This is a genomic window from Telluria sp. RT2P19 (assembly GCF_059685725.1).
This window is the reverse complement of the sequence record NZ_JCASIL010000016.1, coordinates 66,771-88,668: the sequence shown is the minus strand read 5'-3', so window position 1 is coordinate 88,668 and position 21,898 is coordinate 66,771. Positions and strand designations below refer to the sequence as shown.

The window sequence follows — 21,898 nt, the reverse complement described above, 5'->3', positions numbered from 1 at the left end:
TTGGATGGTTCATGTCTTGGAAGCCGGCATGGCGCGCAGATTGATTTCGCGCAGGAAGAAAGCGAGCTGGCGCGGGTCGGCGGCGCCGGGCGAACGGGGCGATTCGTGTTCGAGTTCGACCACGAGTTCGGGACCCGCACTGGCCGCGGGCGGCAGCGCCAGCGGACCTTCGCGGTCCAGCTGGTGCCAGCCGAGGTCGACGCCATTGACGCGCACGCGGGTGCGGCCCTGGTCTTGCAGATAGCTGCCGCTGATCAGGATCTGCTGCGCGCGCAAGGCGCCGCCCTGCAGCACCACGCGCGAGCGCGGGCCGTCCGACCAGGCGCCGTTCCAGCCCGGGCCGTTGGCCTCGAGCGCGCTCCAGCCTTCGGCCAGCGCGACCTGGCGGCGGTGGCGGAAATCGTCGAACTGAAAGCTGCGCTGGACCAGCTCGCCCGCCACACAGGCGACCGGGCCGTCGATATAGCGCCAGCCGCGCGTGCTGTCGACGGTTGCATTGACCGGCGCCGGCGCGATCACGGCGCCGGCGCCGCACACGAGGGCGTCGGCGCCGGGGTTCGACGCGTTGACCAGGGTTTTCACCAGCGCGCCGTGCATGCGATAGGTGTAGACCTTGTCGGGACTGATGTAGTTGTCGTGGTTGCCGGCGCGCTCGGCGAAGATCTCTGGCTCCGGGTGGTACAGGCCCGGCGCCCGCGCCATCATCCGGTTGGCGAGCGGGCTGAATTCGGTGTAGCGGTAGCTGTCGGCATGCACCATCGCCAGCGCCTGCAGCGCCGCCACGCCCGCGATCAGCGCCGGCGGCCAGCTGCGTCCGCGCAGCACGGCCAGCAGCACGAACAGCAGCGGCATCGACGACCAGAAGGCGTAGCGCATCATGCCGGCGGCGTCCGAATTCCAGTTCAGCACCGCCAGCGCCGGCACGGCCAGGGCCAGCAGGAACAGCACGGCGCCTGCCAGGATCCAGCGCGCGCGCGCGCTGGTCGCGGCGCCCCACAGCAGCACCGCCGCCAGCAGGCCGGGCAGGCCGATCGCCATGCCCTGGTTGAGGTCGAAGAAGAACGAGAACAGGCGCTCGCCGCCGACCAGCGTCGGATCGGAAAACTTGCGCGCGATGATGTTCGGCACGCCGTATTCATAAAGGTTGAACAGCACCGGCACGGCGAATACCGCCATGCCCGCCGCCAGGCCGGCGATGGCGCGGCGGTTGAGCAGCGCGCGCAGGTTGGCCGCAAGACCGAGGCCGCCGCGCCAATCCAGGCACAGCTTGAGCAGCGGCGCGAAACCGAAGAAGAACAGGATGGTCGGATTCTGCCAGCTCGCCACGCCGGCCAGTATGGCGCCGCGCAGCGGAGCGTCGCCGGCGAAGTACAGCAGGCCCGCCAGCAGCAGCGCCGCGCTCAGGCACTCCGGGCTGGTCCACTGCCAGTAGAGGGCGCCGCCGCACAGCATGAACAGCCCGAGGCCGGCCCAGGCGCGCGTCTCGCGGCCCAGGAAATGGCGCAGCGCCAGGCCGAGCACGAACACCGCCGCCAGGTTCACCACCAGGAAGGCCTTGAACGGCCCCAGTCCCAGCGCGTCGAACACCGCGAACGGCGCCGCCGCCAGCAGCGAGTAGCCGAAGAAGTGGACCGGATAGACGTCCCCGTCCTTGCCGCGTGCGAAGGCCGCATACAGGTCCTGCTCGCCGGCGCGCATGCCGCGCTCGAGCTCGTCGAACGGGTAGCGGTAGGCCTCGCCCAGCAGCATCCGGGTGCGCTCGATGTCTTCCAGGCGGATGTCCGGCGTGCCATGGCTGGCGATGGCGACGGTATCGAGTGTGTATTCGACCAGGTCGCCGCGGTAGGCGGGCGCCCACTCCGCTACCAGCACGGCCATGAACAGGGCCATCAGCAGCGGGAAGCGCCAGCGCGCAAACAGGAACAGGGTCTGGGCGTTCATGGGATCAGATGGAGGCCAGCGCCGCCAGCAGCAGGCACAGCACGATCACGACCAGGCTGACTTTATCCTTGCTGACATACAGCACCGGGTCTTCGTTGACTTCGCCGCGGAAGGCCAGCACCCACAGGCGGCCCAGCCAGAACACCAGCAACGGCAGGATGCCGCCCAGAAACTCGGGCGTGCGGTACTGTTCGAGCACGTTCATCGAATTAAAGTACAGCATGAACACCAGCACCGACACGAAGGCGGTGTTGACGCCCATGATGGCGATCGGCATCCGGTCGGCGGTGGTATAGCCGCGGCCGCGCGTCTTTTCCTTGCCGTCGCGCTGCAGGTTGAACAGCTCGCTGTGGCGCTTGAGCAGGGCCAGGCTCAGGAAGATAAAGAAGGAGAACGCCAGCAGCCAGAACGACGGCGCGATCAGGGTCGCGGCGCTGCCGCCCAGCACGCGCAGGGTGTACAGGATCGCCAGGGTGACGATGTCGACCATCAGCAGACGCTTGAGCACGAGCGAATAGGCCACCGTGCTGACGAAGTACACCGCCACCACCAGTAGCAGCAGGGGGCTGAACCAGGCGCACAGGGCGATCGCCGTGAAGGCCAGCAGCGGGCTGGCCATCAGCGCCAGCGGCAGCGGCAGCGCGCCGGAGGCGATCGGCCGCTTGTGCTTGGTCGGATGGACACGGTCGTCCTGGGCGTCGAGCGCGTCGTTGAGCAGGTAGGCGCTCGAGGCGCACAGCGAGAAGGCGGCGAAGGCGACCAGCGACGCCTGCAGCGTCCACAGGTTGAACTCGTGGCCGGCCAGCATCGGCACGAATACCAGCATGTTCTTGAGCCACTGGCGCGGACGCATGGCCTTGATGAGCGCCGTGAGGGCGCCGCCGCGCACGCTGCCCGAATGGCTGGTGGCGCGGCCGTCGGACAGCCGGAAAGGCTTATGGGTAACCGACACCGCGCCCTCGCAGGCCAGCCACACCGGCAGGTCGGCGCGCGAGTTGCCCACGTAGTCGTAGCCGCGCTCGCCGAACAGCCGGCACAGCTCGCGCGCCTTGTTGTGGGAAGTGAAGTTGATGCCGTCGGTGGCCAGCACCTGGTCGAACAGGCCCAGGTGGGCCGCGATCTGTTCGGCGAAGCGGCGCTGGGCGCCGGTGGCCAGGATCACGCTGCGGCCCTCGGCGCGGGCGGCCGCGATCAGCGCCAGCACCGCCTTGTCGTAGGGCAGGGCGGCCGGATCGAGTTCGACCTGGCTGGCGATTTTTTCCTTGAAGCCGGCTTTGCCCAGGAACAGCCAGAGCGGCAGCTGCCAGGCGCGCAGGAAGTGCTTTTTCAGGAACAGGACGATCGATTCCCACAGCAGGTCGGAATGGATCAGGGTCCCGTCCAGGTCAATCACCAGCGGGCGCGCGTTGCCCCCGCTATTGACGCGCTGCTCATGCATCGCGCTCTCCCGAGGTTAGTGTTGGTTCGACGGCGTGGCCGGGCAGGGTGCGGTACCAGCGCTGGCGCACGATGTTGCCGACGACTTGCTGCGCGCTCTGGTCCCAGGTCAGCCACGGCATGCCGGTCGAGGCCGGGGCTTGGCCGGCGCGCTGCAGGCCCAGCCAGGCGTCGACCGATGCGGCCAGGTCTTGCGGCGCCAGGCCGTCGAAATAATGGGCGTGGACGCCGGCCACTTCGCGGAACACGGGCAGGCCGCGCGCGATGATCGGCGTGCCGTGCTGGGCCGCCTCGATCAGCGGCAGGCCGAAGCCTTCGCCTTCGGACGGGAACAGCAGGGCCGAGGCCCCGGCGTACAGCTTGAGCAGCATTTCGTCCGAGATGCCGGCCAGCCAGAACAGGCGCTTGCCCAGTTCGGGGTGGTTCTTCATGCGCTCGGCCACCGTCTCGACCATCCAGCCCTGCTTGCCGACCACGACCAGGTTGACGTCGACCCCGCGTTCCCACAGCAGCTCGAAGGCGGCCAGGGTCTGGGCGTGGCCCTTGCGCGGTTCGACCGTGCCCACCATCAGGAAGCTCGGGCGCTGGCCCAGGGCGCCCAGCACGACCGGCGCGTCCGGCGGCAGGCCGGTGCTCGGCGCGCTGGCGTTGATGTCGGCGCCCAGGTGGAACCAGCCCACATGCAGGGGCAGCTCGCGCTGCAGGCCTTGCCCTTCGAACCAGGTGGACAGTTCGTCGGCCACGGCGCGCGAGATGCACAGCACGCCGTCCGACACCTTGTGCACGGTGCGCAGGAAGTCGCCGAAGCCCTGGTCGGTCCCGAACGGGAACACTTCCGGGCGCAGCATCGGCAGGATGTCGTACATGCAGAAATAGATCTCGACGCCGCGGTCGCGCATCGTCTGGAGCAGGCGCTCGTTCTGGTGCACGCCGGAGAGGTACAGGTCGAGGCCGAAGAACACGTCGCCCGGGCGCAGGTCGACCGGCGCATCCTCGAGCATCACCATGTCTTCGCCCACCAGGCCCAGGCCGAAGCGGCGCGCGTAGTGATAGGGACGGTTGCCGCCAGTGGTGAACACCGGCTCGACCTTGAAGCCGGCCGGCGGGGTGGCGATCAGCGACAGCAGGATGCTGCGCACCACGCGCTGGATGCCGGTCTTGAGGTCGGTCTGGACCAGGGCCGAGACGTCCACCAGCAACTGGCGCGTGGGCGCCACCGGCTGGTTGAAGGCGATCGCCTCGGCCAGCGCTGGCAGCGCTTCCTCGGCGCAGCGCCGGGCGGCCGCCGCCACCAGCGGGCGGTAGCCGGCATGCGGGCCCTCGACGGCGAAGTGCTCGATCGCTTCCATGCACAGGCGGCCGGCGTGGGCCGGGGCGTGTTCGGTTTCCATGTACGCCAGCGCGCGCGCGCCAAGGGCGGCGCGCCTGGCCGGGTCGCCATGCAGGCTTGCCAGCGCGGCGGCCAGTTCGGCGGTCTCGAACTGGTCCGGCAGCATCACCACCAGGTCGCTGTCGATCGAGGCGGTCGAGCCGTGCGCATTGACGATCGTCGGCGCGCCGTACAGCAGGCAGTCGAGCACCGCGGCCGAGGTTTCGCCGCGCGAGGCGCCGCGCAGCTGCACCGCGGTGTCGCAGGCGATCACGTAGTCGGCGTAGGTGGCGGCGTCGGCGAAGCCGGTGATCCTGATGCGCTCGGGGCAGGCGCTGTTCTTGATTTTCTTGCTCAGGTCGGCGCCATAGCGGCTGCTGTCGTTCTGGCCCACGAACACCAGGTGGCAGTTCGGGTCGAGCGCGAGCGGCGAGGCCAGGAAGGCGTCCAGCAATTCGTCATTGAGCTTGGTCGGGCCCAGCATGCCGAAGGTACAGACGATGTAGTCGCTGTCGCGCAACTTGAGGCGCTGGCGCGCCGCGGCGCGCGCGGCCGGGGTGGCGCTGCCGGCAGGCTTGCCGCGCAATAGCGGCACGGTGCGCCAGTCGGCGCCGGCGCCCTCGCCATACCACTGAGCCGCCAGCTGCTTGGGGAATTCGGAGTGGACGATGACGCCGGTGGCGTGATCGAGCACGCCGCGGTTGCTCGGATACTTCCAGACCGCGCGGTTGCGCCCGGCCTGGCGGTGGCCCAGCAGGCCCGTGTAGCCGTGCGACTGGTATAGCGCGCGCAGGAAGCCCTGCGGCAGCACGCGGTCGTGTTCCAGGTAGTCGAGCACGTTCGACAGGTAGAAATCGTGCAGCACCACGATGCCCGGCACCGCGCGCAGCAGGTCGAACATATGGCCGTGCACCGGCGAATTGCCGAAGTGGTAGACCACGCGCCCGAATTCGTGGGCATGGGCGCGGAACCACTCCACGCTGCGCTGCGGGTAGGCGGCCAGGCGCGGGTCGGTCACCGGGTCCTGGTCGACCACCAGTTCGATGTCATACCAGGCCGCCAGTTCCGGCACCAGTTCGGCGCTGTAGTCGGCGATGCCCGACTTTTGCGGCGGCAGCGGCGAAATATAGGCCAGGCGCGGACGCTTGCCTGGCGCCACAGGCGCCACGCGCTCGGCGGCGGTGGCCTGGACCCGGGTCCACAGCTGGACGACGTCTTCCTGGCCGGCGACCACGGTCGGCAGCCTGGAGGGCGCGGCGCCGCTCGTGACCACCACGCTCGGGGCCAGGCTGGCCAGCGCGCCATCGCGCAGCAGCGCGGCCAGGGCCGGGTCGGCCGGCAGGGTGAAGGGACGCACGCGCGAACGCGGCACCAGGCCGTCGAAGGCCAGGCGCAGGCGGTCGCTGGCTTGCGCTTCGCTGGCCGGCGTGGCCAGCCACAGTTCGTGGCCGGCGGCCAGGCGGGCCAGGTCGCGCATCTGCGCGAGGGTGTCCTTCGACACGGGACCGTTGAGGAAATCGATGACGATGCGCATGGCTTAACTATCCGACTGCTGGTGGCCGCGGGCGCGTTGCAGGTCGGCCAGCACGGTGCGGGCCGACTGCGGCAAGCCCTTGAGTTCTTCGGGAACCTCGACGCCGAACACCGCCTGCTGCGGCGGATCGAGCTTGATCGAGGCGATCGAGGCGGTGACGCGCTCGTTGATCGCCGGATGGCGGCGCAGCACCGGGATCACCAGGCGCCGCACGCGCTCGTTGGCGGTGACGCGGTTGACGATGCGGCGCGCCAGGTTCGGGCGGCGCAGCGCGATCACCAGCGAGCCGGCGGCGCGCAGCGGACGGGTGACCTTCCACGAGGTGCTGGCCAGGGTGGCCTTGAGGCGCTCGTCGACGCCGCGCGCCCAGTCCGACAACTGGCGCGCGCTTTCGTGCACATGGGCCAGCTGTTCCTGCAGCAGCGCGATCTGTTCGTCGGCGCGGTGTTTTTCTTCTTCGGCGCGGCGGATTTCGCGCGCCAGGGTGTCCTGTTCGGTACGCAGCGCAATCTCGAGCCGCACCCGGCGCTCCTCGGCGTCCTTGGCCTCGGCTTCGGCATGGCGCGCCAGCGCGCCGAGGCGTTGTTCGGACGCCCGCAGCGCCGCATCCTGGGCCGCGGCCTGTTCGGCAGCCTGCGCCGACAGCGTGCGCAAGCGTTCCTCGGACGCCACCAGCGCCTTCGCCTGCGCTTCGCCATTGGCCCAGGCCCGGTCCAGGTGGTACGAGATATAGGCGTCGAACACGTTCGGCTGGATGCCGAAATGCTGCATCAGCTCGGGGTGTTCCTCGGCCACGTACCAGCGGTTCAGGCCATCGAACCAGGCAAACCGGTAGCGCTGGCCGGTGACCAGGTCTTCCCAGCTGGCGTGGTTGGTCTCGCGGCTGTTGGGCAGCGTCGCTTCGATCACCAGCACCCACGGGCGCCAGCGTGCGAAGTCCATGCCGCGCAGGACGTCGCCCTCGAAGCCTTCGACGTCGATCTTCAAGAAGTGGATCTCGCCGCGCACGTGCTCTTCGCACACCGAGGCCAGGGTGCGCACCGGCACCTTCAGTTCGGCGATGGTATGTCCCTCGGCGCGGTGCATCTCGGCCACCGCCTGGTCGGGCGAGGCCCAGCCGCGCACGTCGGGCACGTCGTACAGGGTCAGTTCGCCGTTCTCGGCGCCGGCGGCGATCGCCAGGTTGACGTCGCCGGGACGCTGCTGCTCGAACTGCGCGTGGAACGACGGCAGCGGCTCGATGCTGATGCCGCGCCAGCCGCGTTCATACAATGCCTTGGTGACCGAATGCTCGACCGGATCGCTGGCGCCGACGTCGATGTAGAAGCCATTGGGGACGTGGCCGAGCGCGCGCCACAGCAGCACGTCCTCGGCATTCTGGGAGTAGGAAACGAATGTCATGTGCGTTGGATATCGATGGCCGGGTCGAGCCAGGCCGAACCTTCGAAATGGGGCCGGCGCATATTCATCACGGTGAATACCAGGGCCAGGTCGCGCCATTCGTAGTTGTTGACCAGGTGGGTGTCGGTGCTGACGATGGCGGTGGCCACCGAGTAGCTGCCGGGCCCCAGGTTCATCGGGAAGGCGAAGCGGTAGACCACCTCTTCGCCGGGGGCCACGTCGTCGAGCGGCAGCTGCTTGAGGTGGGTATTGGTGCCGTACATCGGCTGGCCCAGGCGGTCCTTGATCATATAGCCCAGCACCATGCGCGGAATCGGCGCATGCACCTTGACCCGCACCTCGAGGGTGACCGGGCTGCCGACGTCGACCACCTCGACCCGTTCACCTTGCTCGTCGAGCAGGGCGATATCGTGCACGGTGGCTTCGCCGGTGCCGGACACGGTCTGCACCTTGCCTTCGATTTCGGCCTGGCGCACGGTATCGTTCTCGCGCTCGGCGATCATGGCGTTGTAGTAGTCCATGATCTCTTCGGGCTTGCCTTCGCGCGCCAGGCGCCCGCCGTCGAGCAGGATGGCGCGGTCGCATACCGACTGGATCGCCTGCTTGTCGTGCGAAACCAGCAGCAGGGTGGTGCCTTGTTTCTGGAACTGGCGGATGCGGTCGAAGCTCTTGTGCTGGAAATAAGCGTCGCCCACCGACAGCGCCTCGTCGACGATCAATATATCCGGCCGGCGCGCGGTGGCGACCGAGAACGCGACCCGCATCTGCATGCCGCTCGAGTACACCCGCACCGGCTGGTCCATGTAGTCGCCGATGTCGGCGAAGGCCTCGATCTGCGGCATCAGCGCATCGAGCTCCTGGACCGTCATGCCCAGCAACTGGCCCGACATATAGGCGTTCTGGCGGCCGGTGAAGTCGGGATGGAAGCCCATGCCCAGTTCGAGCAGGGCGGCCACGCTGCCATCCATCCAGACATTGCCGACCGTCGGCTGGGTAGTGCCGGTAATGAGCTTGAGCAGGGTGCTCTTGCCCGCGCCGTTGATGCCGATCAGGCCCACGGCTTCGCCCGGCGACACCGTGAAGCTGACGTCGCGCAGCACCCATTTGAGCGAGTGACGCGGGCCGCCGGGCAGCATCCATTCGGCCAGGCGCGACAGCCGGGTCGGATAGGTCTTGTAGGCCTTGCCCAGGTTGGAAACGGTAATCGTGCCCATCAGAGTTCATCCACCATTTCACCGGCGCGCTTGCGGAACAGGCGCATGCCGAAGGCGCACAGCAAGAGCGCCAGCAGCGCCACCATGCCGATCGGGGCCCAGTCGGGTTCCACGCCATGGACCAGGATCGACTGGTAGGCCTGGATCAGCGGAATCATCGGGTTCCAGGCCAGGGCGGCGCGGATTTCCTCGGGCAGGATCGAGGCCGGATACACGATCGGCGTCAGCCAGAACCAGAATTGCATCGCGATCGTCACGAACTGGCCGACATCGCGGAAGAAGACATTGAGTACGCCGACGATCATGGCCAGGCCGATCGCCAGCAGCACCTGCACCACGAGCACCGGCAGCATGGCGGCAAACACCAGGCCCGGGAAATTGCCGGTGGCCACCAGGAACACGAGGAACAGGCCGAAGATGATGGCGAAGTTGACCAGGGAGCCGAGCACCACGATCACCGGCAGGCAGATGCGCGGGAAGCTGATCTTCTTGATCACGTTGGCCTGGTCGATGAACATGGTCTGGCCGCGCGCGACGATCTCGGCGAACAGGCCCCAGGTCAGGATGCCGGCGCACAGGTAGATCGAATAGGCGAAGCCGGATTCGGCGCCGGGCAGGCGGGTGCGCATGACCTCGGAAAAGATCACGGTGTACACCAGGATCATGGCGAGCGGGCTGAGCACCGACCACAGGGCGCCCAGCATGGCATTGGCGTATTTCGACTGGAATTCGCGTTTGACGCTGCCCAGCACGAAACCGCGGTAGGCCCACAGGCCACGCAGCATCAGGGGCGAAATCATGGGGCGGTGGCGTTGGAAAGCGCCCGGAATAGGGGCGGCAAGGTTGTCGTCACGGTGGTTTGTCTTTGTAAAGCAGGAGGGTCAGGCGCGGAATTATACCCCACGGTCCAGCTCACATATTGTTCAATTGTAACGACGTGTCAGCGCCTGCGCCACCCCCGGCGGTAGCGCCGGGTGCTACTTCGTCCGTGGTTTACTCGCCCTGCACCAGCCGGTCCAGGGCTTCCGGCTTGACGATGACGAGGCGGTTGGCATCCTTCTGCACGATGCCCTGCTGGGCCAGGGCCGCCAGCGCGCGGGTCACGGTCTCGCGGCTGGTATTGATCATATTGGCAATATCCTGGTGGGTCGGCAGGTTCTCCAGCACGACCGGCGCGTCGGGGCCGGCCTGGCGCCGTTCCTGCATCGCCAGGTACGTATAGATGCGCTTGGCGGTATTGTTAATGCTGAGCAGCGCGCGGAACTCGGAGTCGCGCTGGATCTTCTGCGCCAGGTGGCGCAGCATTTGTTTCGCCACCGACGGCGAGTGCGAGAACAGGTGCATCGCGGAGCTGGCCGGCAAGAATGCCACCACCACCGCGGTCAGCGCCACCACCGAAGCCGAGCGGGTCGAATTGTTGATCAGCGCGATTTCGCCGAAGAAGTCGCCCGGCGCCAGCATGCGCAGGCCGATCGCGCGGCCGTCTTCGGTAATGTCGATCACCTGCAGCTGGCCGGACAGAAGGAACAGCAGGCCGTCTCCATGGCCGCCTTTTTGCAGGACAATCTCCCGTTTGGCATAGTGACGGAAGCGCAACTCCTGCTTGATGGGGGCGAGTTCCTCGTCGCTGAGGTCGGCGAGCAGCGGAATCTTGCGCAGGTGGACCTGCGCCTCGAGCTTCTTGGGGGCCAGGGACTCATCGGGCGATGGCGTCATGGTGCCGATCACGGGATCTCGGTTCAATTCATGCCTCAAAAAATCGGGGCGACCAGGCAGGTCGCGAGCGTCGCGAAGGCGATGCCGCCGGCATTGGCGGCCATGTCGCGCCAGCAGAAGCGCCGGTCGGGCAGCAGGGACTGCAGGCATTCGATGAGCCAGCCCGCCAGCAGCAGGCCCGCCAACCATAGCAGGGCCGAGGACGTGTCATGCGCGAACGGCAGCGCCAGTCCGGTCAGGACGGCAAAACTGACAAAGTGCAACACCTTGTCGTTCGGGAGGGGCGGAAGCCAGCGGTTGGGGACCAGGCAGCCGACGGTGACAGCCACGGCGGCCAGCACGAACAGCAGTGCGTTCCAGCCCATTACAACGAGCCCATCTGTTTAACGAAAGTCATACGGGCATGATTGTATATGCTCGGGCCCGGTTGCGCGTGGTTTACCTGCGGGGTGCGGCAATTCGGCACGCGGGGCCGTGTGGCGCGGGCGGCCTGCCGCCCACGCGTTCAAGCAGTATCGGCTTTGCCGCGGAGCCGGTGTGGTTTGAACACATGCACGGCGGAGCCGTCCACCCTACGTAGCGTTGGTGGTAGTGCTGTTGTAGATTTCCGCCTTCGCAGGAACGACGGCATCGGTCGCCGCGGCGCGGCGGCGCAGCCAGCGCCGCGCGGCGCGCATCGCCGGCGCCTCGATCCAGTGCCAGGACAGCAGCGACAGCGGCGCCAGCACCAGCAGGCACAGGACGAGTATCAGGTGCGGCGTGGCGCCCGGGACCAGCTCCCCCAGCATCATCAGCACCGGCCAGTGATAGATATAGACGGCGTACGAATAATCGTGGCGCTGCACGTGGCCCAGGCCGCGCGGGCGGGCGCTGCCGATCCACAGCGCCAGGGTAGCCACCAGCAGGGCGATGCCGAACCAGGTCAGCGGATGCTGGGTCATGGCCACCGAACGGGTCCAGTTGAGGCCCACCAGCGCGAGCGCGCAGGCGACGTGCACGGGGCCGATGCGCAGCTGCGGCGCCAGCGTCTGCAGCAGCACGCCGGTCAGGAACAGCGACCACAGGCGTACCTCCCACAGGTAACCGCTCAGCACGTCGGGGAACAGGTTGGCCGCCAGCAGCAGGAAGACGGCGGCGCCGCGCAGCCACTGGCGCATCGGCATCACCGCGGCCACGCCGACCAGGGCCAGCACCACGTACATGCGGCCTTCCCAGTACAAGGTCCACAGCACGCCGTTCAGGTTGCGTCCGCCGAAGACCCAGGAAATGCTCAGTTCTTCAGGAGGGATATTGTATTGAAGCCAGTGCAGGACCGAGTTGCCAAAGATATAGCGCCACGGCGCGGGATCGACCAGGCCGGCCGGGCCGCGCGCGGAAAAGAATACCACCGCAACCACGGTGCACAGCAGCGTGGCGACGAACAGGCCGGGAACGATGCGCGCTACGCGGCGCAGGGCGAAACGGCCCAGGTGCGGATCGCGCAGCCAGCTCTGGCTGACGAACATGCCGCTGATCAAGAAGAAAATGCCGACCGCCAGCGCGCCGACATCGGTGATCGGCCGCAGCCTGGACGTGAGAGGGTCGAGCCCAGCCGCGACCGGGGCCATCTGATAGGCGTGATACACCACGACCGCCAGCGCGCAGGCCAGGCGCACGGCGTTGAAGCCGTTGTCGTGGGTCTCGGTGGCGGCGCCCAGGGTGCGCGCCGGGGGTGAAAACAGGGACATGGTCAGCGGTCCTGCCATTGCCAGCTGAGCTGGATCTGACGGTTATCGTATTGGAAGATCGAGATGTTTTCGCGGTTGCGCACTAGACGTGTCTCAAGGCGGAGCCATTGATTCCTTGCTATCGGCCAGGACAGCACGGCGCGGGCGGCCCGCGTGTTCTGGTCGCGCACGGTATTGATCAGCCCCGGCGCATAGGCTTCGCCGCTGCGCCAGCTCTGGTAGCTGTATGACAGTTCTCCGCTCAGCTCGCCCCACAGGGGGCGCCGCAGCAGCAGGGTGGTGCTGTAGCCGTGGCGGTCGCCGCCCGGGCGCTCGCGCAGCGCATGGTCGGCCTGCCAGCCCTGGTTCAGGCTGGCGAGGAACTTGTCGCCGCGCCAGCTCAGCTGGCCCAGCACGTCATAGGTATTCGAATCGAAATTGGTGAGCGTCGAATAATCATTGCGGGTGATGCCGCCCGTGACGTGCAACTGCATGCGGCTGGGCAGCGGCAGCGGCACCCCGGTGCGCGCCAGCAGCTGCACCTGGCGCTGGTACAGCTTGCCGCCCAGGGCGGTGAAGCCGACCATGCCGGTGGCGCGCACCGGCCAGGCGCCGAAGCGGTACTGGCTGTCGACCCCGCCGTACACCGAGTCGCTGTCGTACTGGCGCAGCGAGTCGTTGCGGCGGCCGAAGTACTGGGCGAAGCCGGTCAGGCCGTTGGGCGTCAGGTCGCGCGTGTGCTCGACGTTGAGGGCGGTGTAGTTGTCGTGCCGGGGCAGGAATTCGTCCAGCAGCGGCAGCTCGACCTGGCCGCCGTTCTGCTCGACGATATAGCTCGGGTTGCGCGCGCCCTGGTTGACGTTCATGTCCAGGCCGCGCGTCACGCTGACCGAAGTCGCGGCCAGCGGCTGCCACTGGTCGCAGCCGGTGTCGCGCGCCTCGGCGATCAGTTCCAGGATCGCGCGCGGCGGATCGAAGCGCGTCTCGATGATGGCGAACAGGCGCTCGGCTTCGTCCACGTGCCCCAGGCTGCACTGCACCAGCGCCACCTCGAGGTAGGCGCCGGCGTGCAGCGACTCCTTCTCGATCACGCGCACCAGGGTGTCCGAGGCGTCGTTCTTGCGGCCTTCGGCGATCGCCTGCAGGGCGTTCTCGTACAGGATCTGGACTTCGTTGGCTGGCGGCGGGTTCGGCTGTGCCGCGGCGGCGGAGGCGAGGCTTGCCAGGCAAGCCGCCAGCGCAAACCGGGAAAGATGCAGGGAAAAACGCGGCGCAAGATGCGGGCGCAGGTGTGTGCTCACTGATGACAACATGGATATCATGCCTGGCGCTCCAGGCTGCGCATGGCCGGCGCTGCGTTGGCCGGCGGCGCGAACGTGTACAGGGGTGTCGGCTTGCCTTTGCCGCGCAGGACGCGCTCGCCCAGCGCCAGGAACCGGTGGCGCCGGGCCAGCGCGACGGTGCCGGGGCCGATGATGGCGCTGTGCGGATAGTCGCGCGCGGCCTGCTCGAGGCGCGAGGCGGTATTGACGCTGTCGCCCACGGCGGTATAGATGCTGCGGAAGGAGGTGCCGAAGTCGCCCGCCATCGCCGGCCCGCTCTCGATGCCGATGCGCACCCGCAGCGGCTTGTAGCCGGCGCCGCAGCGCCTTGCGCTCAGCGCGTCGACCCGCGCCAGGATCGCCTGCGCGGCGTCCAGCGCCAGGTCGGCGTGGTGCGCCTCGGGCAGCGGGGCGCCCCAGAACGCGACCAGGCCGTCGCCGGTGTACTTGTCGAGCGTGCCCTGGTGGGCGATGACCGGGCCCGTCAGGCAATCGAGGAATTCCTGGGTCAGGCGCGCGGCTTCCTCGACCGGCAACGCCTCGACCTGGGCGGTATAGCCTTCCATGTCGGCGATCAGGGTGGTGACTTCCAGCTGGCGCGGCTTGAGCGGATCGGCCATGTCGCTGCGCAGCAGCTGCTGCACCACCGACGGCGCGACGTACTGGCGCAAGGTGTCGAGCAGGTGGCGCGAACGGGTTTGCGACACCTGCCACTGGTAGGGGACGGCGAACGCCAGCAGGAACAGGTTGGTGGCCAGCGGCCCGCTGACCGAGAACACCGGATCGCGGGCGCTGGCGAAATATGCCAGCCCGGTCCAGGCCAGGGAGATCAACCCCAGCAGGCCGACGCTGGTCAGCGCCGACAGGCGCGGGAAGGCGAACATGGCGAACAGCACCGAGCCGGCCGCGAACAGCAAGGCCAGCAGGGCGCCCGGCCAGCGCGCTGGCGCCTTGCCTTCTTGCAGGTCAAGCAGCTGCGACAGCATCGCGGCCTGCACGCCCAGGCCGGGCCGGTTGCTGCCGAGCGGGGTCGCGACGCGGTCGCCCTGGCCCAGGGACGACGACCCGATCAGCACCAGGCGCCCGGCCAGGTCTTCGCGCGGATAGGCGCGCTCCAGCACCTCGGCGGCGGTGACCACCGTATAGGCGCTCCAGTCGCGCTGGAAATCCACGCGCGTCTGCGATGCGCCATCCACCAGCGGCGCCGGCTTGCCGGAGCAGCAGCCCAGCAGGGCCAGCGACAAGGCCGGCCAGCTTTTTCCTTCGAAGGAAGTCCACAGCGGCAGGCGGCGCAGCACGCCGTCCGGATCGGGCACGAAGCCGATATTGCCGACCTGGCGCGCGTTGGTCAGGCCGGCGTGGTTGGCGATGAAGCCGCTGGCGGGCAGGGCCGCCGCCGGAGCACCGGGCAACTGCGCAGGCGCGCGTGCGAGGTCGCCCTGGCGCAGGGCGACCGGGCGGTCGCGCAGGTAATCGAAGGCGTGCGCCAGCACCACCGGGCCGAAGCCGGCCAATGCCGCCAGCCGCGCATCGCCTTCCGGGTCGGCGGCATCGGGAAACACGATGTCGAGGGCGACGCCGCGCACGGCGTAATCGCTCAGCAGGGTCTCGACCAGATCGGCCACGCGCGCGCGCGGCCACGGCCACGACCCGAGGCGTCCGGTACTGGTCTCGTCGATGTCCACGACCAGAATGCGCGGCTCGGGCGCATCGGTGGCGCGCAGCTCGACGAACACATCGCGCAGCCACTCGTTGCCGAAAGCCGACCTGCCGACCTGAGACTGCGCGTACACGCACAGCAGGAAGGCGAGCAGCGATATGCACGCCTGCACCGCGCCGCGGCGCAGGCGCGGGAGGCGCAGGCTCGAAGAAGAGGGAAAGGCGGGCACGCTCGGTGTGGTCAAATAGCAACGGCTAGTCAGTGGATACCGAGTATATCGGTGGCCTGGCGCAAGGCGTAGATTCTAGAGGGAAATTATACCGAGGCACGTTTGAGAAATGTATAGAATGTGATCGTCGTCACGTCCGGCGGGCTCGAGTGCGGCGGATAATCGCGAAAATGGAGGGAAAGTAATATGCGGCGGTTAATTATTCTTGCGAGTATGACATTGATGGCTTCTGCCGTACAGGCGGCCGAAGCTGGCAAGGTCATCTTTGTTGCGGGCGCAGCACAGGTTGTGGACCGCAAGGCGGCGGAGGGTGACGCCGTGCAGGAAGGCGAGCTGCTGCAGACCGGCGCCGACGGCTTCATCTATGTCAAGACGACCGACAATGGCCTGTTCATCCTTCGTCCGAATACCAAGGCGCGCATCGTCGCCTACCATATCGACCGCGCCAATCCGGAAAACACCCGTGTCAAGCTCGAGCTGATCAGCGGCGTGGCGCGCAGCAAGTCGGGCGACGAGGTCAAGCGCGCGCGCCAGAATTTCCGTTTCAATACCCCGGTCGCGGCCATCGGCGTGCGCGGCACCGATTTCACGGTGTTCACCGACGCCACCACGTCGCGCGTGTCGGTGCTGTCGGGCGGCGTCGTGGTAAGCGGTTTCGGCGACGCCTGCCGTCCGGACGGCGGCGGACCCTGCGAAGGCGCGCGCAGCCGCGAGCTGTCGGCGGCCCAGCGCGGGCAGCTGCTGCAGATCCAGCAGGGCGCCGCGGCGCCGCAGCTGATGAATGGCACCAGCGTGGTACCCGAGGCGCATGTGGTGCCGGCCGGCGCACCGGTGGCGCTGGCGCCATCGCGCACCGGGACGGCGACCCAGGTGGAAATGAACGTTGACGTCAAGAAGAGCGAGAAGGTGGCCGACAACGTCAACAGTCAGGTGTCGAAGCCGCTGCCGGGTCCGACGCCAGATCCATCGACACCTACGGTTCCTGGACCGGGGGCGGGCCCGACCCAGCCGACAGCACCCACACAACCGATGGAGCCGACGCAACCAGCCGAGCCATCGCATCCATCCGAGCCGCAGCCACCGGTGGTAATGCCGAGCGAGCCTCCTACTCCGGTGCGACACGCTGGCATCCAATGGGGACGCTGGCAACGCGTGACCGGTCCGGCACCGGATTTCAACTTGACGCTTGCAATGGCCAAGAACCAGCTGATTGCCGTGAACGGTAACTTCGCGATCCTGCGGACTTCCGGCCAGGAATACGTGGTGCCGGAACGCGGTGCCATGGGCTTCAAGCTGGCCGAAAGCGAAGCCTATATCTATACCGACTACGGCACGACGTATTCGGCTTCGGCGGCAACGCTGTCGAATGGCAAGCTGGATGTTGACTTCGACAAGCGCAGCTTCACAACGTCATTCGACCTGTCGCGTCGGGATGAAAAATATCGCTTTCGCGGTGATGGGGCGGTGAGTGCAGACGGTGGATTATATGGTGCTGCGGATGGACGTCCCGGTCACCTGAACATCCAAGGTTTGCTTACTAATGAGAAGAAGGGCGGCGCGGCCTATATTTTCGATGGTCGTATCGACGATCGTCGTACGGTCAACGGTGGTACCTATTGGACGCCAATGTCACCCTAATCGAATGATCTCATTTTCTTACATAAATATGCGATGCGGCGCTGATTTTCCAGCGCCGTTTTTTTCTTTTGTAAATACACTTGGGCGGCGCGCTCGTATGTGGTCTCACTTCCATCGAAGGCGGTTCCATCATTCCAGCCGGAAATAAGAATGTAGTATGGCTTTTTTAGGTCATTTTTTTGTTTCAATTTGTAAGCTGCTCTTCCACTATGGAACAAAGTTTAATTATCTCCAAATGTCACGAAAGTCCCGATTCGCTGGGGAATTGGGCCAAATCTTGCGCTAGGCCAGCGATTATTTGATAATGCCGTACCGAATTTCCAAATGCCTGAAAGAAATATGGTGATTCGATGTGATGGCTGTCACATTATCTCGCTATATGTTCTGTCATGATGCGGAGCGTTGGAGCTGCAGGACACGCTCGTGATACTGCAAACGACTTAAAACCTGATCATTTCGATCTACACAGGAGCTTTTAATGGCAACCCAGTACGACACCCAAATTCAACAGCTGTACGTGGCTTACTTCAACCGTCCTGCAGACGCTAGTGGCATCGCCCACTGGGCCAACTACATGGAAACCGGCGCTGGTACCGCTGAAGAGAAGATCGCTCAAATCTCGGCTGCGTTCGCAACTTCGCTGGAATACCAAGTGGAATACAGCCAGTCGAACTTCGCTGGCATCGTCACCCAGGTGTATAACAACCTGTTCGGTCACGCTCCTGACAGCGATGGCCTGGCATTCTGGGTCAAAGCACTGACCAACAAAGACATGACCGTCGACAACGTCGTCCGTCTGATCTCGGAAGGCGCGCAAGGCACCGACAAAGACGCTTTCAACGCTAAAGTTACCGTTGCCGTCGCCTTCACCAATGCACTGGACACCGACGCTGAAAAAGCTGGCTACGCTGGCAAGGAAGCTAATGACGCAGCTAAAGCACTGCTGGCAGACATCACCACCGCTGCTGACGCCACCGCTGCTGTCGAAAAGACTGCTCTGGACGCGCACGTTGCTGCCGTGATCAAAGCTGGCGTGCCGTTCACCCTGGCAAACGGCCTGGCCGCTCTGGGCGCTGCTCAAGCTGCTGAGAAAGCGTTCTACGAAGAATTCGCTGAAGCTAACGACCTGGAAGAAGCTGACGAAGATAGCGTGACTGCTGCTGTCGATGCAGCTAAAGAAGACCTGATCGAGCTGATCGAAGATGAAGATTTCGCAGACGCAAGCGAAGGCGTGCAAGCTGCACTGATCGCTGATCAGGTAGAGCTGAACGCTGAGACCCAAGTCGAAGCTAACAAAGTCTTGAAGGCCGCGCAAGATGCGGTCGCCAAGGTTACGGGTTTGGCTAACGCTATCGCCGCTTCGACCTCGGCAAAAGACGCTGCGGAAACCGCTCGTGACGACGCAGTCGATGTGCAGGCAGCATACTCGAGCGCTGCAACCACTTTCTACGGTCGTAACGTTGGCGCAGAAATCACTTTCGATGAAGAAAGTGGCTTGAGCACCGTGACCGATAGCACTGGCAAGACCATCGCTTCCCAGTCTGCTGATGGTACCTGGAAAGTCGCAACTGGCGTTACCGCGAGCAACTATCAGGGCCTGAGCGCTCTGGTCGCCGCAGGTAACAACCTGGACGCTGCTTACGACGAAATCGAAGCTGCTCAAGAAGCCGCTGCTCTGGCACAACTGCGCGTCGAACTGCTGGATCAGTCGGGCGTTGTGCTGGCAACCTCGTTCAAGTTCATTGAAACCAAGCCAAAAGACGCTACCAAGCCGACCTATAACGAAATCGTCAATGAACTGAGCGCCCTGAGCGCGACCTCGGTGACCGCTGCCGCAGCCTTCGCAGCAGCCGATGAAGACGACGCCAACTACGAGGAACTGGAACTGGCAGCTGAAGAAGCAACTGATGCCCTGGAAGCTTTCCAAGCTCAGATCAACACCTTCAACGCTAGTAACACCACCAAACTGGCTAACGCCGTAGTCAGTGCTGAAGAAGGCACCCTGGGCCTGGTAACTGCAGAAGTCGCTGAAATCGAAGGCTTGGCTGCTGCAATCGCTGCTGAAACCAAAACCCCAGCACAGCAGACTCTGCTGACCGACAATGATCCTCTGGTAACCCGTTTCGAAACTGCACAGACCAACGCTACCAGCGATGACATGGACGTTCGCGTTGCAACTTTGGGCACCGAAGGCGCGAAAGCTGCCATTGACGCACTGGCGGACGCACGTGAAGCCCTGGAAGATGCACAAGCAGTTGCTAAGGAGCTGGAAGGCCTGCAAAAAGCAACCGCCGACGCAATCGCCGAGTTCACTGCTGAAGAATACGCTACCCCAATCACCCTGGGTGCAAGCAACTTCGGCACCACCGATGCAGACATCTTTGTTGCTGGCACCGTGAACTCGACCGTGACCAACTTCGGCCGTTCGGGCGATGACGTCCTGTTCGTCGGTTCGGGCTTCACCCTGAACAAAGGCGCACTGAGCACCGGCAACGACAACGCACTGGAAGTATTCTTCACTCAGAGCGGCAACAACGCTGTCATCACCATTGAGTCGAAGAACTATGGCTCGGATTCGGGCGACGTGCACACCGTTACCCTGACCGGCGTGAGCATCGACGACCTGACCTTCGAAAACGGCATCATCACCCTGTAATGATGGCTTGAGAAGGCGCCGCGGCCAGCCACTGGCCGTAAGCGACGAAAACCCCGCAACTTCGGTTGCGGGGTTTTTTTTCGCACGGAAACGACAGATTGTGTGATCTGCATCACATTTTTCAAGTGTTATGCCTCATAATGTCGTGCCGAGCTTGCTAACCCCATGCTTCGACGGCGAACCGCGACACGCCACCGAATGTCGTTTCCAGTCTCACCGATATGAAAAATAACTTCTCCAAGCCGAAGAACGAAATCACCGAGGCGTTGCAGATCTTCAAGCGCACCTTCATCACGATCGGCGTGTTCAGCGCGATCACGAACATGCTGGCGCTGGCGCCGTCGCTGTACATGATGCAGGTCTACGACCGCGTCCTGGCCAGCCAGAACGAGCTGACCCTGGCCATGCTGACGGTCCTGCTGCTCGGCGCCTACCTGATGCTGGCGTCGCTCGAGATGATCCGTTCCTTCGTGCTGGTGCGCGTCGGTAACCGCTTCGACATGATGATGAACAAGCGCGTGTACACGGCCGCTTTCCAGCAGAACCTGAAGACGTCGGGCGCGAATGCGGGCCAGGCGATGTCCGACCTGACCAATGTCCGTCAGTTCTTGACCGGCAATGCGCTGTTCGCCTTTTTCGACGCCCCATGGTTCCCGATCTACCTGGCGATCATCTTCTTCTTCCAGGTGCCGCTGGGCTTCTTCGCCCTTGGCGGCACCTTGATCCTGATCGTGCTGGCCGTGGTCAATGAAAAAGTCACGCGCAAACCGCTGTCCGAGGCCAACTCGCTGTCGGTGGAAGCCAACACCATGGCCACCAATAACCTGCGTAACGCCGAAGTCATCGAGTCGATGGGCATGCTGCCGAACGTGATGGGCCGCTGGTTCAAGGTGCACAGCAAGTTCCTAAGCCTGCAGGCCAGCGCCAGCAATAAGGCCGGCATGATCAATGCCGGCACCAAGTTCGTGCAACTGTCGCTGCAGTCGCTGGTGCTGGGTCTCGGCGCGCTGCTGGTGATCGAACACAAGATGTCGGCCGGCATGATGATCGCCGCCTCGATCCTGGTCGGCCGCGCCATGCAGCCGGTGCAGCAGGTGATCGGCGCCTGGAAGAGCGTTGGCAGCACCCGCAGCGCCTATACCCGCCTGGTCGCCCTCCTGGAAGCGAATCCGAAGCGCGAAACGGGCATGTCGCTGCCGAAGCCACGCGGCGCCCTGACGGTCGAAGCCGTCACCGCCTCGCCACCGGGCGCCAAGGCGCCGGTGGTGCGCAACGTCAGTTTCGCCCTCGAGCCGGGCGACGTGCTGGGCGTGGTCGGGCCGAGCGGCTCCGGCAAGTCGACCCTGGCGCGCCTGCTGATCGGCGTATGGCCGGCGATGATGGGCAAGGTACGCCTGGACGGCGCCGATATCTACCAGTGGAACAAGGCCGAGCTTGGCCCGCACATCGGTTACCTGCCGCAATCGATCGAGCTGTTCGCCGGCACCGTGTCCGACAATATTGCACGCTTTGGCGAAGTCGATGCCGAAAAAGTCGTGGTTGCCGCCCAGCGTGCCGGCGTGCACGACATGATCCTGCACCTGCCGGAAGGCTACGACACCAAGCTGGGTGACGGCGGCGCCGGCCTGTCCGGCGGCCAGCGCCAGCGCCTGGCGCTGGCCCGCGCCATGTACGACGATCCGGCGCTCCTGGTGCTGGACGAACCGAACTCGAACCTGGACGAAGTCGGCGAGGCGGCGCTCGTGAAAGCGGTGCTCGAGCTGCGCTCGCGCGGCAAGACCATCGTCTTGATCACCCACCGCCAGTCGGCGCTCAACGCGACCACCAAGCTGCTCATGATGCGCGACGGCGGGGTAGCTGCCTTCGGTCCGACCAAGAAGGTCCTGGAAGCCATCAACGAAGCCAACCAAAAGCAGATCGAGGCGCAGAAGGCGGCGCTCGCCGCCAAGGGCCAGGCATTACTGGCCAAGCAGGCACAGGCCAAGGCACAGCCGCCGGCCAAACCGCAGCCACAGGCACCGGCGCCCGCAGAGCAGGGCGGCAACACTTCCGCGACCACGGAACAGGGACAGTAA

The 21,898-nt window shown here is 65.5% G+C and carries 14 protein-coding genes; 3 read left to right on the top strand and 11 right to left on the bottom strand.

Features of this window, described 5'->3' with window-relative positions; all coding sequences use genetic code 11:
- Positions 1 to 9 precede the first annotated feature (9 nt).
- From AC56KW_RS19105 to AC56KW_RS19055, 11 genes are all read right to left on the bottom strand, one after another.
- Complete coding sequence (locus AC56KW_RS19105; RefSeq protein ID WP_497172251.1) at positions 10 to 1,941, bottom strand: hypothetical protein; 1,932 nt, start codon at positions 1,939 to 1,941, stop codon at positions 10 to 12.
- A gap of 4 nt (positions 1,942 to 1,945) precedes the next feature.
- Positions 1,946 to 3,379: a UbiA family prenyltransferase gene (locus AC56KW_RS19100; RefSeq protein ID WP_497172250.1), complete on the bottom strand. Its 1,434-nt coding sequence runs from the start codon at positions 3,377 to 3,379 to the stop codon at positions 1,946 to 1,948.
- The gene (locus AC56KW_RS19095) at positions 3,372 to 6,281 is read right to left on the bottom strand and encodes a glycosyltransferase (RefSeq protein ID WP_497172249.1); all 2,910 of its coding nucleotides are present in this window, start codon (positions 6,279 to 6,281) and stop codon (positions 3,372 to 3,374) included. The genes AC56KW_RS19100 and AC56KW_RS19095 overlap by 8 nt, the downstream gene beginning before the upstream one ends.
- 3 nt (positions 6,282 to 6,284) lie before the next feature.
- Entirely contained in the window at positions 6,285 to 7,682 is a 1,398-nt protein-coding gene (locus tag AC56KW_RS19090) for an FkbM family methyltransferase (protein WP_497172248.1), read from the bottom strand.
- Positions 7,679 to 8,896: an ABC transporter ATP-binding protein gene (locus tag AC56KW_RS19085; protein WP_497172247.1), complete on the bottom strand. Its 1,218-nt coding sequence runs from the start codon at positions 8,894 to 8,896 to the stop codon at positions 7,679 to 7,681. The genes AC56KW_RS19090 and AC56KW_RS19085 overlap by 4 nt, the downstream gene beginning before the upstream one ends.
- Positions 8,896 to 9,696, bottom strand: coding sequence for an ABC transporter permease (locus tag AC56KW_RS19080; RefSeq protein ID WP_497172246.1), 801 nt, complete (start codon positions 9,694 to 9,696; stop codon positions 8,896 to 8,898). The genes AC56KW_RS19085 and AC56KW_RS19080 overlap by 1 nt, the downstream gene beginning before the upstream one ends.
- A 193-nt stretch (positions 9,697 to 9,889) precedes the next feature.
- A complete protein-coding gene (locus AC56KW_RS19075; RefSeq protein ID WP_497172245.1) occupies positions 9,890 to 10,639 on the bottom strand; it encodes a Crp/Fnr family transcriptional regulator in 750 nt (249 codons plus the stop codon).
- Between the two features lie 8 nt (positions 10,640 to 10,647).
- On the bottom strand, positions 10,648 to 10,977 hold the full coding sequence (locus AC56KW_RS19070; protein ID WP_497172244.1) for a VanZ family protein: 330 nt from the start codon (positions 10,975 to 10,977) through the stop codon (positions 10,648 to 10,650).
- Between the two features lie 207 nt (positions 10,978 to 11,184).
- Complete coding sequence (locus AC56KW_RS19065; protein ID WP_497172243.1) at positions 11,185 to 12,339, bottom strand: acyltransferase family protein; 1,155 nt, start codon at positions 12,337 to 12,339, stop codon at positions 11,185 to 11,187.
- Positions 12,340 to 12,341: 2 nt separating this feature from the next.
- Positions 12,342 to 13,631: a tetratricopeptide repeat protein gene (locus AC56KW_RS19060; RefSeq protein WP_497172242.1), complete on the bottom strand. Its 1,290-nt coding sequence runs from the start codon at positions 13,629 to 13,631 to the stop codon at positions 12,342 to 12,344.
- A gap of 5 nt (positions 13,632 to 13,636) precedes the next feature.
- The gene (locus AC56KW_RS19055; RefSeq protein WP_497172241.1) at positions 13,637 to 15,529 is read right to left on the bottom strand and encodes a CHASE2 domain-containing protein; all 1,893 of its coding nucleotides are present in this window, start codon (positions 15,527 to 15,529) and stop codon (positions 13,637 to 13,639) included.
- 222 nt (positions 15,530 to 15,751) lie between these two features.
- Here AC56KW_RS19055 and AC56KW_RS19050 point away from each other — a divergent pair, with 222 nt between their 5' ends.
- The 3 genes from AC56KW_RS19050 to AC56KW_RS19040 all read left to right on the top strand — a co-directional run bounded on the left by AC56KW_RS19050 (position 15,752) and on the right by AC56KW_RS19040 (position 21,898).
- Entirely contained in the window at positions 15,752 to 17,167 is a 1,416-nt protein-coding gene (locus AC56KW_RS19050) for a FecR family protein (protein WP_497172240.1), read from the top strand.
- A gap of 478 nt (positions 17,168 to 17,645) precedes the next feature.
- A complete protein-coding gene (locus AC56KW_RS19045) occupies positions 17,646 to 19,823 on the top strand; it encodes a DUF4214 domain-containing protein (RefSeq protein WP_497172239.1) in 2,178 nt (725 codons plus the stop codon).
- A gap of 221 nt (positions 19,824 to 20,044) precedes the next feature.
- On the top strand, positions 20,045 to 21,898 hold the full coding sequence (locus tag AC56KW_RS19040) for a type I secretion system permease/ATPase (RefSeq protein ID WP_497172238.1): 1,854 nt from the start codon (positions 20,045 to 20,047) through the stop codon (positions 21,896 to 21,898).

Bases quoted from the DNA above. Each gene is read 5' to 3' on its own strand.
- AC56KW_RS19095 (WP_497172249.1), bottom strand. From the start codon at position 6,281: ATGCGCATCGTCATCGATTTCCTCAACGGTCCCGTGTCGAAGGACACC.
- AC56KW_RS19070 (WP_497172244.1), bottom strand. From the start codon at position 10,977: ATGGGCTGGAACGCACTGCTGTTCGTGCTGGCCGCCGTGGCTGTCACC.
- AC56KW_RS19100 (WP_497172250.1), bottom strand. From the start codon at position 3,379: ATGCATGAGCAGCGCGTCAATAGCGGGGGCAACGCGCGCCCGCTGGTG.
- AC56KW_RS19065 (WP_497172243.1), bottom strand. From the start codon at position 12,339: ATGTCCCTGTTTTCACCCCCGGCGCGCACCCTGGGCGCCGCCACCGAG.
- AC56KW_RS19045 (WP_497172239.1), top strand. From the start codon at position 17,646: ATGGCAACCCAGTACGACACCCAAATTCAACAGCTGTACGTGGCTTAC.
- AC56KW_RS19050 (WP_497172240.1), top strand. From the start codon at position 15,752: ATGGCTTCTGCCGTACAGGCGGCCGAAGCTGGCAAGGTCATCTTTGTT.
- AC56KW_RS19105 (WP_497172251.1), bottom strand. From the start codon at position 1,941: ATGAACGCCCAGACCCTGTTCCTGTTTGCGCGCTGGCGCTTCCCGCTG.
- AC56KW_RS19040 (WP_497172238.1), top strand. From the start codon at position 20,045: ATGAAAAATAACTTCTCCAAGCCGAAGAACGAAATCACCGAGGCGTTG.
- AC56KW_RS19085 (WP_497172247.1), bottom strand. From the start codon at position 8,896: ATGGGCACGATTACCGTTTCCAACCTGGGCAAGGCCTACAAGACCTAT.
- AC56KW_RS19060 (WP_497172242.1), bottom strand. From the start codon at position 13,631: ATGTTGTCATCAGTGAGCACACACCTGCGCCCGCATCTTGCGCCGCGT.
- AC56KW_RS19080 (WP_497172246.1), bottom strand. From the start codon at position 9,696: ATGATTTCGCCCCTGATGCTGCGTGGCCTGTGGGCCTACCGCGGTTTC.
- AC56KW_RS19090 (WP_497172248.1), bottom strand. From the start codon at position 7,682: ATGACATTCGTTTCCTACTCCCAGAATGCCGAGGACGTGCTGCTGTGG.